9 protein-coding genes are annotated in these 15,953 nt (G+C 69.5%); 3 read left to right on the forward strand and 6 right to left on the reverse strand.

The window, feature by feature from the left end; genetic code table 11:
* Window positions 1-23 precede the first annotated feature (23 nt).
* The 3 genes from J7E86_RS04050 to J7E86_RS04060 form a co-directional block, all read right to left on the reverse strand.
* Window positions 24-1,703, reverse strand: coding sequence for a protein kinase family protein (locus tag J7E86_RS04050; protein ID WP_215079799.1), 1,680 nt, complete (start codon window positions 1,701-1,703; stop codon window positions 24-26).
* 109 nt (window positions 1,704-1,812) lie between these two features.
* Window positions 1,813-4,047 carry a murein biosynthesis integral membrane protein MurJ gene (gene murJ / locus J7E86_RS04055; RefSeq protein ID WP_215079801.1) on the reverse strand — a complete coding sequence of 745 codons (2,235 nt, stop codon included), beginning with the start codon at window positions 4,045-4,047 and terminating at the stop codon, window positions 1,813-1,815.
* 45 nt (window positions 4,048-4,092) lie between these two features.
* A complete protein-coding gene (locus J7E86_RS04060; protein WP_215079803.1) occupies window positions 4,093-6,405 on the reverse strand; it encodes a DUF6049 family protein in 2,313 nt (770 codons plus the stop codon).
* 208 nt (window positions 6,406-6,613) lie between these two features.
* On the opposite strand from J7E86_RS04060, the gene J7E86_RS04065 reads away from it, so the two are divergent.
* Complete coding sequence (locus tag J7E86_RS04065) at window positions 6,614-8,071, forward strand: CCA tRNA nucleotidyltransferase (RefSeq protein ID WP_215079805.1); 1,458 nt, start codon at window positions 6,614-6,616, stop codon at window positions 8,069-8,071.
* Between the two features lie 120 nt (window positions 8,072-8,191).
* Here the strand turns inward: J7E86_RS04065 and J7E86_RS04070 are convergent, their stop codons facing one another.
* From J7E86_RS04070 to J7E86_RS04080, 3 genes are all read right to left on the reverse strand, one after another.
* Complete coding sequence (locus J7E86_RS04070) at window positions 8,192-9,460, reverse strand: MFS transporter (RefSeq protein ID WP_215079807.1); 1,269 nt, start codon at window positions 9,458-9,460, stop codon at window positions 8,192-8,194.
* Window positions 9,461-9,537: 77 nt separating this feature from the next.
* Window positions 9,538-10,620 carry an inositol-3-phosphate synthase gene (locus tag J7E86_RS04075; RefSeq protein ID WP_215079809.1) on the reverse strand — a complete coding sequence of 361 codons (1,083 nt, stop codon included), beginning with the start codon at window positions 10,618-10,620 and terminating at the stop codon, window positions 9,538-9,540.
* 49 nt (window positions 10,621-10,669) lie between these two features.
* Window positions 10,670-11,338 carry a PadR family transcriptional regulator gene (locus tag J7E86_RS04080; protein WP_215079811.1) on the reverse strand — a complete coding sequence of 223 codons (669 nt, stop codon included), beginning with the start codon at window positions 11,336-11,338 and terminating at the stop codon, window positions 10,670-10,672.
* Between the two features lie 361 nt (window positions 11,339-11,699).
* Here J7E86_RS04080 and J7E86_RS04085 point away from each other — a divergent pair, with 361 nt between their 5' ends.
* Both J7E86_RS04085 and J7E86_RS04090 read left to right on the forward strand, forming a co-directional pair.
* Complete coding sequence (locus tag J7E86_RS04085; RefSeq protein WP_215079812.1) at window positions 11,700-14,321, forward strand: transglycosylase domain-containing protein; 2,622 nt, start codon at window positions 11,700-11,702, stop codon at window positions 14,319-14,321.
* 134 nt (window positions 14,322-14,455) lie between these two features.
* Window positions 14,456-15,952 (forward strand): glycosyltransferase family 87 protein, encoded by a 1,497-nt coding sequence (locus J7E86_RS04090; RefSeq protein ID WP_215079814.1) that lies wholly within the window; start codon window positions 14,456-14,458, stop codon window positions 15,950-15,952.
* Window position 15,953: the final 1 nt, after the last annotated feature.

Genomic DNA, 15,953 nt, shown 5'->3' on the forward strand with positions numbered 1-15,953 from the left:
TCCCCCTTGAGCAACCCTGACGACTAGCTGGTCACCTTGATCTCGATGACCCTGCCACGGTACTCACCCTCCACCTGCGGCAACTTCGTCAGCCACACGAGAACGTACCGCGCCTTCACGTCCTTCTTGGGCCGGAGAGAGACATCTTCGCCGGCCCCTGAGGCGACCGACTTGAAATCGTCCAAGGACGTGGGCATTTCCGAGGAGTCGGTCGAGGCAGCCCTCAACTGCACAGAGGTCTTGCCGCGGAAGGTCACCTGCACTTGGCCGAAGTGCTGCTTCTTGCCGAGGTCCAGGATGAGACCGACGCCGCCCTTCAGGCTCCCGAAGTTGGCATTGGTGTAGGAGTCGGTCTGCCAGTGCGTACTGGAGTCGTTGTCGATGGCCTTGCCGACCAGTGCGGGCTTCTCCTGGCCGTCGCCGTTCGGATCGAAGTCCTTGATGCCCTGGACCGCGATCGGCACATTCTTCTTCGAAGAGCCGTCGTTCGTCGATTCGGAGCGCGGAGGGTGGTCAGGCTCCCCGTCCTTCAGCAGTGTGTCCGCCAGCTGCCAGCTGCCCAGCCCCAGGGCGGCGATCAGCAGCGCCGACACGCTCCACTTCAGTGCCCTGCCCGTGCGGCTCTGGAGCGGCGGAGGCGGTGGCACCGGCGCCGGCTGGACCGGCACTCCGTTGCGCGACGGCGGCTGCCCGTACACGCCCTGCTGGTAGGTCGTGCGCTGGTAGCCGCCGGGCGGAGTGGCGAAGGACGACTCCGGTGGCCGGATCCTCGGCATCGCGGCGACAGCCTTCGCCAGCTCCTCCGGAGTGGCGCACGGCTGTTCCTGCCGGGAGGCGGTCGCCCCGTCGTTGACGAGCGCGCGCATCGCCAGTTCCGACAGGCCCCGGTGGACCCCGGCCCGTACCTGGTCGGGGGCGATCAGGCCCACTCCCTTGGGCAGGCCGGGGAGCCCGTAGGCGTTGTTCTCGTACGGCCAGCGCTGCGTCAGCGCGGCGTACAGGAGGGCGCCGATGGCCTCGGTGTCGGTGCGCTGGGGGTGCTCGGAGGTCATGCCGCGCAGCGCGGCCATGACGGCGAGTCCGCGGATGCGGTACTGGCCGGACGAGGTGCGCAGCACCGAGCCGGGGGTGAGGCGGAGGTGCGCGAGGCCCTCGCGGTGGGCGGCTGCCATGGCCTGGGACACCTGGCTGACGAGCTGAAAGGCGTCGTGCGGCTCCATGGGGCCGGCGGAGAGGACGGAGCTCAGTTCGGTGGCGTCGGGCAGCCATTCGTGGACGACATAGACGAGCTCGTTCTCCTCGACGGCGTCGAGGACCTGGACGAAGCGGGGGTCGCCGAGCAGGGCGGCCGAGCGGGCCGCGGCGAGCACCGGGCGGGCGCGCGGGTGGTCCGCGGGCAGCAGGTGGACGCCCACGGCGCGGCGGAGCTTCTCGTCGACCGCGCGCCAGCTGCTGAATCCCTCCAGACGGGTGACGCACTCCTCCAGGCGGTACCGCCTGGCGAGCTTGTGGCCGCTGTGGAGTTCGGGAGTTTGTGCGTCGCGCGCGGTGCTCTCGCTCTCCGCGCGCTCGGTGTCCTTGTGCGTGCCGGCCTTGATCGCGGCCTCCGCCCCGTCGGCCGTGGCCTTGCCCGCCTTGGCGGTCAGCGGCTTTCCGCCGCTGTTGCCTGCCACGTCGACGGCAGCTGTGCTCCGTTCCGCCACCGTCGTTCCTGCCTCCCCATCCGTTGCACGCTGTCCACAGCCAAGACAATTGTGCCCACAGTCAGTCGCTATGCACGACACACGGCAGCGGGCGATGGTTGTGCTCCCATCAGCGTCCGAGCCGTCCGCGGACCATACCGACCATGGCGGTCAGCTCCTCGACGCGCATCCGCTTCGCGGCGATGTAGAAGACGGCGATCAGGATCAGACCACCACTGATCAAAGCGGCGAGTGATCCGACCACACCATGGCCAAGAACCTGACCGATCCCGTACGAGACGGCTCCGCCGATCAGTGCGGCGGGGATGCACGCGCCGGCGAGGCGGGCGTAGGTACGGATGACGTGCGAGCCGTCCAGGTCGCCGCCCAGGCGGGTACGCAGGCGGCGCCACGCGACGCCGACGCCGACGGCGTAGGCCAGCCCGTAGGAGGCGGCCATGCCGGCCACGGCGTATCGCGCGGGCAGGACGACGAAGCTGAGGGCGGAGCCGGCGGCGTTCACACCGGCGACGATCACCGTGTTGTAGAAGGGGGTGCGGGTGTCCTCGTACGCGTAGAAGCCGCGCAGGATGACGTACTGCGCCGAGTACGGGATCAGGCCGAGGCCGAAGGCCATCAGGATGACGCCGATGTTCACGGCGCTGCTGTCGCCGGCGCTGGAGAACATCAGCGTGGCCATCGGAATGCCGAGCGCGAGGAAGGCGAAGGCGCAGGGCACGATCGCGACGGCCGAGGTGCGCAGTCCGTGGGAGAGGTCGTCGCGCACGGCCGAGACGTCTCCGTCGTGGGCGGCACGGGAGATCCGGGGGAGGACCGCGGTCATCACCGAGACGGTGATGATGGCCTGCGGCATCTGCCAGAGCTGGAGCGCGAAGTTGTAGGCGGTGATGCCGGTGCCGGAGTGGTGCGCCTTCTCGGCGATCGCGCCCGCCCGGGTGGCGAGCTGGGTGACGACGACCATGCCGAGCTGGTTGGCGAGGACGAAGAACAGGGTCCACTTGGCCAGACCCGCCGCCTTGCCGAGCCCGTGGCCACGCCAGTCGAACCGCAGGCGGAGCCGGAAGCCGGTCTCGCGGAGGTACGGGAGCATCGCGAGCGCCTGGACCGTGAGGCCGAGCAGGGTGCCGATGCCGAGCAGCCGGATGCCCTCGGGGGTGATGGTCGCGGGGGTGATGCCGCTGGCGGTGAAGCCGCCGAAGACCCAGATGAAGGCGCCGAAGGTGGCGATGATGATGATGTTGTTGAGGACCGGGGTCCACATCATCGCGCCGAACTTCCCGCGCGCGTTGAGGATCTGTCCGAGCACGACGTGCACGCCCATGAAGAACATGGTGGGCAGGCAGTAGCGGGCGAACGCCACGGCGACGTCCATCTGGGCCGGGTCCGAGGCGTTGTCCGGCATCATCATCCGGACCAGGAGCGGGGCTCCCAGGACACAGGCGGTCGTGACGCCGGCCATCAGGACGACGACCAGGGTGAGGAGCCGGTTGGCGTACGCCTCACCGCCGTCCTCGTCGTTCTTCATCGCGCGGACGAGCTGCGGGATGAAGACGGCGTTGAGCGCGCCGCCGCCGACCAGGATGTAGATCATCGTCGGCAGGGTGTTGGCGACCTGGTAGCCGTCGTTGAGCGTGCCGACGCCGATCGCCGCCGCCATGATCAGGTTGCGGCCGAAGCCCAGGATGCGGGAGACGAAGCTGCCCGCGGCCATGACCGCGCTCGACTTGAGTAGGCTCGCCGCCTTGCCGCCCTTCGCCGCCGCGGGGGCCTCAGGGACGACGGCGGGTTCCGGTTCGGGTCCGGGCTCGGCCGAGGAGCCCTGCGGGGGCTGGGCGGCGTACTGGCCCGGGGAGGGGATCGGCTGGCCGGCCGGGCGCTGCGGCTCGTACGGCTGCTGCTGGTCCCGGTAGAGGTGCGCGAAGGCGTCCCGCTCGGGCCGCTCCTGCGACGCCTGACCGACCGGACCGCCCACTCCGGCGAACTGCGTCGTCGGCTCGTCACCGAAGGGGTGTGCGGGCACCTCGGGCTGCTGGTTCGGCGCCCACAGCCGGGGATCGGGCCCCTGCTGGGGCCCGGACGGCTGCTGGTGCAGCGGATAAGTGTTCTGGTACGTGCCGGCCGGCGGCGGGGGATGGGCGGCGCGGTCGTACAGCGCGTCGCTCACCGGGTCCTGCGCGGCCGGGTCGTGCCCGGGGTACGGCTCGGAGGCGTACGCGTCCCGGAGGTAGGGGTCCTGGGCGTACGGGCCCGGCCGGGACTCCTGGCCGGGCGGGGGCGGCGGGTAGTGACCTCGCTGCTCACCGCCCGTGCCCTGCCCGCGGTCACCCTCGTACGGCGCGTTCATCGCTACCCCACCTCATCGTCCGCGGCCGGCCGGCCCCACTACGCGTCAACGTTCCACTTTCTCACCTGAGCCGGACGGGCCGGCGCTTTCCGATCCGGTGTCCGGGGCGGGGTCACTCGGCCGCTCGGGCCTGTCGTCATCGGGGCCGCTGTCGCCCGAGTCTCCCCCGTTCTCGTCCGGCTGCCCGCCATCCGACGTCCCACGGGCGGCGGAGCGCTTGCGCTGGATGTAGATGCGGAGCCCGGCGAGGATCAGAAGGAGTACGCCACCGGCGATGACCAGCAGCACCATAGGGGTGATCGACGTGACATGCACAGTGAAGGTCATCGGCTCGCCGTACGGCTGGCCGTCGTCCGTGTAGAGCTGGGCCGTCACCTGGACGGGACCGTTGGCGTTGGCCCGCGTCTCGAACTTCACCGACTGACTGTGCCCGCCGTCGACCTTCACGGGCTGGGAGGCGTCGACCTTGAGGCGGTTCGGCTGGCTGGACTCCAGGACCAGCCGGAGGCCGTCGATCTCCTGCAGCAGGCTGTTCTGCACCGTCACGGGGATCGTCGCGCTGCGTCCGGAGAGCGTGGCGTCGGACTTCTTGATCAGCTGCACCTGGCGGGTGAGCTTGAACAGGTACGACTGCACGGCCTCGCGGAATTCCGCGGCACCGCGGCGGTCGCCGCGCCAGGACGTGGACATCTCCCGCATGATCGCGCTGCCGAACGGGGTGACCACCCGGTCCTGGGAGGTCAGGATGACCTTGAAGCCGTCCAGCGTGCCCTGCGTCTTCTGGATCTCCTCGAACGCCTCGGTGGTCAGTTCCCGCTCACGCAGCGAGGAGGGATACGAGCCGCTGCCCGGCACCTGCTGGTTGGCGTTCGCGTCCGGCTTGGCCTTGGCGGCGTCGCCCAGGTCGAGGGGCTGGGTCCAGCGGCCGTCCGACAGCCCGTTGATCGCCGCCGCCATGGCCTGCGCCTGGCTGGTGGTGGGCATCCGCTGGGGCGCCACGACGATGCTGCGCTCGTCGTCCGGGGCCTGCCGGTTCACCAGGAGGCTCTGGGCGAGGAAGCGCTGCACGGCGAGCGAGGAGTCGCCCGCGCGGATCAGGTCGCCCTGGAAGGTGGTGGACATCCGGGCGTCCGCGACGACCGCGGTGTTGCCGCCGCCGATCTGACGCGCCGCGGTGGGGGTGTACGAGGCGCGCGGCTCGCGGAGGCTGTCGCTGCGGGCGATGACGTTGTGGGCGCCCGCGGACGTGGCGACGTCGATGATCGAGGAGTCGACCGCCCCGTCGACCGGCCAGGCGAAGTCCGTGCGCGGCTTCACACCGAGGATGGTGTCGACGGTGGTCGAGGCGAGCTCCGTCGCGGACTGGACGTGGCTCAGGGCACCGGAGACGTCCTTGCCGCGGTGGGCGAGCGAGGCGAGGTCGGGATCGCCGAAGGGCAGGGCCACCACCTGGTGGCCGCCGACGGCGTTCTGGAGCTGGCTGAGCCACTGCTTCGCGACCGCCTGGCCCTTGCCCGGGACGCTCTTCCCGTCGGGCCCGTCGATCCGGTAGCTCTTCGTCATGGCCTCGACCGTGGCGAGCAGGTCGGGATCGATCACCCAGGTGATCTTCAGGTTCTTGCCCAGGACCACGAGCTGGTTCAGCCGTCCGCCGGGCGCCAGCTCGGCGGCCAGGTCGTCATTGGGGAAGATCGGCGTCTGCTGCTGGTCGGACTCGGTGCGGGCGGTCAGGTGGGTGGCGGAGATCAGCGGCCACAGGAACGTCAGCTGCGTCTTCTTGCCCTCCACAGCGGACGGCTGCCAGGGCAGCAGCGTGCGCTGTATGCCCAGCACCTGCTCGTACGGCTGATCGGCGGACTGCCCGGAGAGGGAGACGCCGAGCTGGTAGACACCGTCGTGGCCGAGGTCGAGGTCCTTCGCCGGAAGGGAGAGGCTGAAGTCCCGGCTGACGCCCGGAGGCAGCTTGTCGATCTTCTGGGTGTGCTTGCCGACCTCGGATCCGTCGGTGCCCGGCGAGAAGCCGGTCCGCTGGCCGATGTCGTCGATGTCGCTGCGGCCGCTGACCTGCGGGCCCACCCGCAGCCCCACGTGGGCGCCGGTGACCGTCGAGCCGCCGTTGTTGGTCACGGTTCCCGAGACGGTGATCGTGTCGTTCTGCGTCGGCGCGACGGGCGTCAGCGAGTCGATCGAGACGTCGACCGTGCGGGAGCCGCGGGACTCGGCGTGCGCGGCGGGCGCCGCCGGCAGCTGCGTCAGGCCCGCCAGTAGCAGCACCCCGAGGAGCAGCACCACGGTGTGCCGGGCCCACCGGCAGGCAGGAGCGGAGGTCGTCCCCTGGAACTCTGCCGCCTCGGCCACGCGCTCGCCCGTCCCTCGTCGTCGTCAGTGGTCGTCGGATGTGCGTCCACGAATGGTAACGAGGCCCGCTGCGGCGAAGTGCCGCGGACCGTTCCGCAAGATCACCGCAGTGGCTCGTTGTCCGGGCTGCGCCCGCTTTGTGTGGGCTGTCGCTATGCACCCATAACGAGGAGGCCGCCGGGCGTGCGGCCACGTACCCTCTTCTGTTGTGCCGAATGCCAACAATGACAGCCTCACCCAGTCGTCGACGAACGAGCTCAGCACCGTGCAGCGCCGTGCTGTGAGCGAGCTTTTGAGGGTCTCCCCCGTCGCCGACGATCTTGCCCGCCGCTTTCAGGAGGCCGGGTTCACGCTTGCCCTGGTCGGCGGGTCGGTGCGGGATGCGCTGCTCGGCCGGCTCGGTAACGATCTGGACTTCACGACGGACGCCCGCCCCGAGGACGTACTGAAGATCGTGCGGCCGTGGGCCGACGCCGTCTGGGAGGTCGGCATCGCCTTCGGGACCGTGGGCTGCCGCAAGTCCGACTTCGACATCGAGGTCACCACGTATCGGTCGGAAGCGTACGACCGGACCTCGCGCAAGCCGGAGGTCTCCTACGGCGAGTCCATCGAGGACGACCTGGTCCGCCGGGACTTCACCGTCAACGCGATGGCCGTCGCGCTGCCGGAGAAGGAGTTCATCGACCCGCACAACGGCCTGGAGGACCTGGCCGCACGGGTCCTGCGCACCCCCGGCACCCCGGAGGAATCCTTCTCCGACGACCCGCTGCGCATGATGCGGGCCGCGCGCTTCGCCGCGCAGCTGGACTTCGAGGTCGCTCCCGAGGTCGTCACCGCGATGACGGAGATGTCCGGCCGGCTGGAGATCGTCTCGGCCGAGCGGGTGCGGGACGAGCTCAACAAGCTGATCCTCTCCGACCACCCCCGCGAGGGCCTGAGGCTCCTGGTCGACACCGGGCTCGCCGATCTCGTCCTGCCCGAGCTCCCGGCCCTGCGCCTGGAGCGCGACGAGCACCACCGGCACAAGGACGTCTACGAGCACACGCTCATCGTCCTGGAGCAGGCCATCGACCTCGAAGAGAACGGCCCCGACCTGGTGCTGCGCCTGGCGGCGCTGCTGCACGACATCGGCAAGCCGAAGACCCGCCGCTTCGAGAAGGACGGCCGGGTCTCCTTCCACCACCACGAGGTGGTGGGCGCCAAGATGACCAAGGCGCGGATGGCCAAGCTCAAGTACTCCAACGAGCTGGTGAAGGACGTCTCGAAGCTGGTCGAGCTCCACCTGCGCTTCCACGGGTACGGCACGGGCGAGTGGACCGACTCGGCCGTACGCCGGTACGTACGTGACGCCGGCCCGCTGCTGGAGCGGCTGCACAAGCTGACGCGGTCCGACTGCACAACGCGGAACAAGCGCAAGGCGAACGCGCTCTCCCGGGCTTACGACGGCCTGGAGGAGCGCATCGCCCGGCTCCAGGAGCAGGAGGAGCTGGACTCGATCCGGCCCGACCTGGACGGCAACGAGATCATGGAGATCCTCGGCGTCGGCCCCGGCCCGCAGATCGGCAAGGCGTACAAGCACATGCTGGAGCTGCGGCTGGAGAACGGTCCGATGGAGCGCGACGCCGCCATCGCCGCGCTCAAGGAGTGGTGGGCGACGCAGGGCTGATGCGCCGTGCCGGTGCTTCCCGTGGTTTCACGTGAAACATCAGCGCATGGGTAGCCGAGGGGCGGTGTTTCACGTGAAACACCGCCCCTCGGCATCTCTGGGGGCACGTCGCCCGGCCGCTCACCGGCGGCGGAACCCGGCGAGGGCGGCAGCGGTCGCCGCGTAGATCATGGCGACGGTCACCACCAGGAGGGCCGACCGGCCGTCGGGCGGCACCATCACGGCGGCCACGGCGGCCGCGCCCACGAAGGCCGCATTGAACAGGACGTCGTAGAGGGAGAAGATCCGGCCGCGGAAGGCGTCATCGACCGCCGACTGGACGACCGTGTCCGTGGTGATCTTGGCGCCCTGGGTGACGAGGCCCAGAACGAAGGCGGCGATCAGCATGGGCACGCGGGCGAAGGGCAGGCCGAGCGCGGGTTCCAGTACCGCCGCCAGTGCGGCACAGACCATCATCCAGCCCCGCCGCCCCAGCCGGGCGACCGCCCACGGCGAGACCACCGCCGCCGCGAAGAAGCCGGCCCCCGAGACAGCGACGGCGAGCCCGAGCAGAGCGAGCCCGTCGGACTCCGTGGTGGTCCAGGCGTACCGGCAGAGCATCAGCAGGGTGATGGTCAGCGCGCCGTAGCAGAAGCGCATCAGGGTCATGGCGGCCAGGGCGCGGGCGGCGACGCGGCGCTGGGCGAGATGGCGCAGCCCGGCGACCAAGCCGCTCACGGTGGCGGCGAGCGTGGCGGGCAGGGGCGCCCTGGCGACGGAGACGTCGGGGCCCAGGAGGCCGGCGGGCATCGTCAGTGAGGAGATGGCGGCGCAGAGGTAGAGGACCGCTCCCAGCAGGACGACCAGGGCGTCGGCGCCGCCACCTGTGGGAATGACGACGCGGACGGCAAAGGCGAGACCGCCGCCCGCCGTGGCCGCGAGGGTGCCCGCTGTCGGGGAGAGGGAATTCGCCATGACCAGACGCTCACGGGAATCGACCACCCTGGGCAGAGAGGCGGAGAGGCCGGCGAGCACGAAGCGGTTGATCGCGGTGACGGACAGGGCGGAGACGTAGAAGAGCCAGTCCGGGACGCGGGCGAGGATGAGCAGAGCGGTGACGGTGGCCAGTGCCGTACGCAGCAGATTGCCGTGGAGCAGCACCTGGCGGCGGCGCCAGCGGTCCAGGAACACGCCGGCGAACGGGCCCAGCAGCGAGTACGGCAGCAGCAGGACGGCCATGGCGGAGGCGATGGCCGCGGGGGAAGCCTGTTTCTCGGGGGAGAAGACCACATACGCGGCGAGCGCGACCTGGTAGACGCCGTCGGCCGCCTGGGAGAGCAGACGGACGGCGAGCAGGCGGCGGAAATCGCGCAGCCGGAGCAGGATGCGGAGATCGCGCACGACGGGCATGCGGATCAGCCTCACACAACGCGAGGGCCCCCGGGCGGACAACCCGGGGGCCCAAGGTCAAGCCGTTGTCAGCGCGCTCAGCGCTCGACCTCGCCCTTGATGAACTTCTCGACGTTCTCACGGGCCTCGTCGTCGAAGTACTGCACCGGCGGCGACTTCATGAAGTACGAGGAAGCGGAGAGGATCGGGCCACCGATGCCGCGGTCCTTCGCGATCTTCGCGGCGCGCACGGCGTCGATGATGACACCGGCGGAGTTCGGGGAGTCCCACACCTCGAGCTTGTACTCCAGGTTCAGCGGGACGTCACCGAAGGCGCGGCCCTCGAGGCGCACGTAGGCCCACTTGCGGTCGTCCAGCCAGGCCACGTAGTCCGACGGGCCGATGTGGACGTTGTCCTCGCCCAGCTCGCGGTCGCGGATCTGGGAGGTGACGGCCTGCGTCTTGGAGATCTTCTTGGACTCCAGGCGCTCACGCTCGAGCATGTTCTTGAAGTCCATGTTGCCGCCGACGTTCAGCTGCATCGTGCGGTCCAGGATGACGCCGCGGTCCTCGAACAGCTTGGCCATCACGCGGTGCGTGATCGTGGCGCCGACCTGCGACTTGATGTCGTCGCCGACGATCGGCACGCCCGCCTCGGTGAACTTGTCCGCCCACTCCTTGGTACCGGCGATGAAGACCGGCAGAGCGTTGACGAACGCGACCTTGGCGTCGATGGCGCACTGCGCGTAGAACTTCGCGGCGGCCTCGGAGCCCACGGGCAGGTAGCAGACCAGGACGTCGACCTGCTTGTCCTTGAGGGTCTGGACGATGTCGACCGGAGCCTCGGCGGACTCCTCGATGGTCTGGCGGTAGTACTTGCCCAGGCCGTCGAGGGTGTGGCCGCGCTGGACGGTGACGCCCGACGACGGCACGTCGCAGATCTTGATGGTGTTGTTCTCGCTGGCGCCGATGGCGTCGGCCAGGTCGAGACCGACCTTCTTGGCGTCGACGTCGAAGGCGGCAACGAACTCCACATCACGCACGTGGTAGTCGCCGAACTGCACGTGCATCAGACCCGGCACGCGGCCGTTCGGGTCGGCGTCCTTGTAGAACTCGACGCCCTGCACCAGCGAGGCGGCGCAGTTGCCCACGCCGACGATGGCTACGCGAACCGAACCCATTCCGGTTGCTCCCTGTTTGTACTCGAAGAAGCCCTGCGGAGTGCAGAGCTCACTTGGCGGTGTCGTCGGACGGATCCGTCCGGGAACTACCCCGGTCCCGGGGTGTGCCGCCCGTTTCTCCTGATGTGTCCTGCGGTGCGGAGGCGTTGCGCATGTCGCGCCCGGTCCGCTCGCTCTCGATCAGCTCGTTCAGCCAGCGGACCTCGCGCTCCACCGACTCCATGCCATGGCGCTGCAGCTCGAGCGTGTAGTCGTCCAGCCGCTCGCGGGTACGGGCCAGGGAGGCACGCATCTTCTCCAGACGCTCCTCCAGCCGGCTGCGGCGGCCTTCCAGCACCCGCATCCGTACGTCCCGCGAGGTCTGCCCGAAGAACGCGAAGCGGGCGGCGAAGTGCTCGTCCTCCCACGCGTCCGGGCCGGTGTGGGCGAGCAGCTCCTCGAAGTGCTCCTTGCCTTCCGCGGTCAGGCGGTAGACGATCTTCGCCCGTCGCCCGGCCAGGGATGCCGCGCGGGCATCCTCCGGAGCGCTGCCGGGTTCCTCGATCAACCATCCGCTGGCGACCAGGGTCTTCAGGCAGGGGTAGAGGGTGCCATAGCTGAACGCGCGGAACACCCCGAGTGAGGTGTTGAGGCGTTTCCGCAGCTCATAGCCGTGCATCGGGGACTCGCGGAGCAGGCCGAGGACAGCGAACTCGAGGATGCCGGAGCGTCTGCTCATGTCTCGCCTCCTTGGTCCTTTAGGTCCCTTATGCCGAGCTGATGTATCGACTCGATACATCCAGACGATAGAACGGCGGCCCGGATGCGACAAGAGGGGGCACGGTGAACGAGGTCACATCACCGATTCGTGGGACACAACCTGCCTGAATTGGAGTGAAGATCCCCAGTGGTCGCGATTTGGCCGTGCGTAGTCTGTGCGCCATGCAGACCACCGGGAACCGTGTGACGTCGTCAGACGTCCTCGTCCTGGATGCAGTGCGCCCGGTTGCTCAGGGGGCCGGCCGGACAGCGCATCGGGGGGAACGCAAGCCACTCTGCCGCTTCCAGGCGATAGCGCCTGCCCGAGGAGTAGTCGTTCGATGAGCGAGCACCGCCGCAAGCCTCCGCAGCCCGAGGGCAGCGGACGCGCCGCGGCCAGGCGCGCGGCACAGCAGCCGACGCCCGGCCGCCGTGCGGCATCAGCCAGCAGTTCCGCCACGCCGGATTCCGGCCGGGGCGGTCAGTACGGAAGCCGGTCCGACGCCCGGCGCTCCACGCAGCACGGCCCGGCCGGCGGGCGCAGACGCCCGGGTGAGCCGGGCTCCGGAGGAGGGCGGGGGCGTCGTGACGGCGGGCGCCCGGCGAAGAAGCGGTTCATCGACTACCCCCGCGCGGGCAAGGACGGCGTCAAGCGCTGGCTGCCCTCGTGGAAGCTGGTCCTCGGAGCGTGCTTCACCTTCATAGGACTGATCCTCGGCACCGTGGGCGTCGCGCTGGCCGTGGTGCAGGTGCCGGACGAGCAGAAGGCCGCCGCGGTCCAGAAGAACGTCTATTACTGGTCCGACGGCAAGCAGATGGTCGTCGCCGGTGGTGGCTCACTCAACCGGCAGATCGTGCCGATCGCCAAGATCCCCATGTCGATGCAGCAAGCGGTGATCTCGGCCGAGAACGCCAGCTTCTACGACGACTGGGGCGTGGACCCGATGGGTATCGCGCGCGCCGTCGTGAAAATGGCGCAGGGCGGTGAGACCCAGAGTGGTTCGACCATCACCCAGCAGTTCGTGAAGAACACCTACCTCAGCCAGGAGCAGACGCTCAAGCGCAAGGCGACCGAGCTGCTCATCTCCATAAAGGTCGGTGCCACCAAGGACAAGGACGAGATCCTCGCGGGTTATCTGAACACCGCCTATTACGGGCGTGGGGCGTACGGCATCCAGGCGGCCGCGCGGGCGTACTACGACAAGGACTGCACACAGCTGACGGCCAGTGAGAGTGCTTACCTGGCCGCCACGTTGAACGGTCCCAATCTCTACGATCCCTATGGCGGGCAGGGCCCGGCGGCCACTCCGGAGAAGAACCTGAAGCGGTCCATGGACCGCTGGAAGTGGACCCTGGACCGAGAGGTCGAGGTCGGCCACCTGCCGGCGGCGGAGCGCGACAAGTGGGTCTCCAAGGGCTTCCCGAAGCCACAGAAGCCCAAGCCGGCGACCAATCGCGCGGGTCAGATCGGCTATCTCACCGACCTCGCCGACAACTACATCGTCGCCCATTCCACGATCGGCAAGAGCCAGCTGGACCGCGGCGGATATCAGATCCACACGACATTCGACCGCGACAAGGTCAACGCCCTTTCGAAGGCGGTCGAGGACGTTCGCAAGGCGAACATCAAGCCGGACGTGCGCGAACGCGACAAGTTCGTGCAGTTCGGCGGGGCCTCCGTGGAGCCGAAGTCAGGAAAGATCGTCGCCATTTACGGCGGTGAGAACGCCCTGGAGCACTACACCAACAACGCCGACTACACCGGTGTGCAGGTGGGCTCGACCTTCAAGCCGTTCGTTCTCGCGGCCGCCATGACGCACGGCAAGCGCGACCCCTCCCTCGGCAGGTCCCAGGGCGACAGCCAGCGCACGCTCGTCTCGCCGGAGAGCATCTACGACGGCAACAACAAGCTGACGCTGCGGGAGTACAACGGGTCCGTCTGGCACGACCAGAACGGCGGCGAGTGGCACCAGGCGAACGACGGTGACGAGGAGAGGGGTCCCATCACCCTCCGTACCGCCATGCAGTTCTCGGTGAACACTCCCTACATCCAGCTCGGCATGGACGTGGGCACCGACCTGGTCAAGGAGGCGGCGCTGAAGGCGGGTCTGGACAAGGACCAGCTCGCGTCGATCACCCCCACCTTCTCCCTCGGCACCTCGGCCCCCAGCGCGATCCGCCTGGCGGGCTCGTACGCGACCTTCGCGGCCTCCGGCAAGCAGATCGACCCGTACTCGGTCGAGAAGGTGGAGAAGGACGGCAAGCCGGCCTACAGCCACGAGCTGGAGAGCAAGCTGGCCTTCTCCCCGAAGGTCGCCAACAACGTCACCGACGTGCTGAAGACCGTGGTCGAGGCGGGTACGGGCACGCACGCCAAGCTCGGCGACCGCCCGGTGGCGGGCAAGACCGGTACGACGGACGGCAACCGTTCGGCCTGGTTCGCGGGCTACACCCCGCAGCTGTCGACCGCGATCGGGATGTACCGCGTCGACCCCAACGCCAAGAAGCAGGAGTTCCTCTCCCTGCGCGGCGTCGGCGGCCAGGCGACCATTCACGGTGCCTCGTACCCGTCCGACATCTTCGCCGACTACATGGGCGCGGCGCTCAAGGGCCAGCCGGTGGAGCAGTTCGACCCGGCGGAGCCGCTCGGCGAGAAGGTCTACGGAGGCGGCGCGAGTCCCTCCCCCAGCGCGGTGCCCTCCACGACGCCGTCGGCGACCCCCTCCACGACGCCGTCGGCGACCCCGTCCAAGCCCGCCTCGCCGAGCCCCTCGGCGAGCAGGTCCTGCCACCCGCTGGACCGCCGGTGCCAGCAGCAAGGGGCCGGTGGGACCACGAACGGCGGCGGCACGGGCGGACCGGGCGGTATCGGAGGCACGGGTGACCCGGGCACGTCCCCGTCGCCCGATCCGAGCCGGGGGCGCCCCGGCGGCGGCGGGCTGTTCGGCGGGCCGAGCGGCTGACCTGCTGAGACAACCGGCCGGGCCATCAGCCTGAGCCATTCGATCCGAGGGCCGTCCCGCGTTCGCGTGAGGCGGCCCTCGAGGTTATCCACAGGCCCCGACGGCGCACAGGCCAGTACGGCAGGATGGGCGCCATGAGGAGCGCGCGGGACGAACAGGTTGTACGGCCCACCGTCGAGGACGAGGTGGCCGCCGCCGGCAGCGAGCTCATCGGCGGGCCGGCGGGACGGCGTGCGCTGCCCGCCCGTGGTTGGTGGACGCCCGTGCGGGTGATCGCGCTCGTCGCGATCGGGATGTTCGCGCTCGGGATGGTGCAGAAGCTCCCCTGCTACAACTACGGCTGGTTCTTCGGCGCCACCACCCAGTACACGCACGCCTGCTACTCCGACATCCCACACCTCTACAGCGGGCGCGGGTTCGACGCGGGCCTGATCCCGTACTTCGACCGGATCCCGCAGTCGCTGTCGGGCGGCATGGACTATCTGGAGTACCCGGTCCTCACGGGCCTGTTCATGGAGATCGCCGCCCGGCTCACGCTGGGCGGCGGGACGCTCCAGCATCGCGAGCAGCTCAACTGGCTGGTCAACGCGGGGATGCTGATGGCCTGCGCCGCGGTCATCGCGGTCTGCGCGGCGCGTACGCACCGTCGCCGCCCGTGGGACGGCCTGCTGGTCGCCCTGGCCCCCGCCTTCGCCCTGACGGCCACCGTCAACTGGGACCTGTTCGCGGTCGCCCTGACCGCTGCCGCGATGCTCATGTGGTCGCGCGGCCGCCCCGTGCCGGCGGGTGCCCTGATCGGGCTCGCGGCCGCCGCGAAGCTCTATCCCGTGCTGTTGCTGGGGCCGTTGCTCATCCTGTGCTGGCGGGCCGGTCGCCTGCGGGCGTTCGGCAGCGCCGCCGTGGCGGCCACCGTGGCCTGGCTGGTGGTGAATCTGCCGGTCATGATCAAGCACGACGGCTCGGGATTCCACATCCGCGAGGGCTGGGCGAAGTTCTACACCTTCAGCCAGGAGCGCCCGATCGACTTCGGGTCGGTATGGCTGCTGATCTCCCAGCGCACGGGCAGTCCCCTGGGGAACGCCAATACGTATGTGACGGTGCTGATGATCGTCGGCTGCCTGGCCATAGGGGCCCTCGGCCTGTACGCGCCCAGGCGACCGCGCTTCGCCCAGCTGGCCTTCCTGGTGGTGGCGCTGTTCATCCTCACCAACAAGGTCTACTCACCGCAGTACGTGCTGTGGCTCGTCCCGCTCGCGGTGCTGGCCCGGCCGAAGTGGCGCGACTTCCTCATCTGGCAGGCGGGCGAGGTGCTGTACTTCCTCGGCATCTGGTCCTACCTGGCCTACACCGGCAGCGGCGACAAGCACCAGGGGCTGCCCACGGAGGGCTATCAGCTGGCGATCGTGCTGCATCTGCTGGGGACGTTGTATCTCTGCGCGGTCGTCGTCCGCGACATCCTCATGTCCGAGCGGGACATCGTCCGCCGGGACGGCTCGGACGACCCCTCAGGCGGCGTCCTGGACGGGGCTCCGGACATATTCGCCCTCGGCTCCGCGCGCCCGGTGCGGCACGCGGAGCAGACCGACGGTCCGAGTGTCCGATGGGGGACCGAGAGCCGCCCGCTGTCGTAGC

The sequence above is a fragment of the Streptomyces sp. ISL-11 genome (assembly GCF_018614525.1).
In the GTDB taxonomy this organism is placed as follows: domain Bacteria; phylum Actinomycetota; class Actinomycetes; order Streptomycetales; family Streptomycetaceae; genus Streptomyces.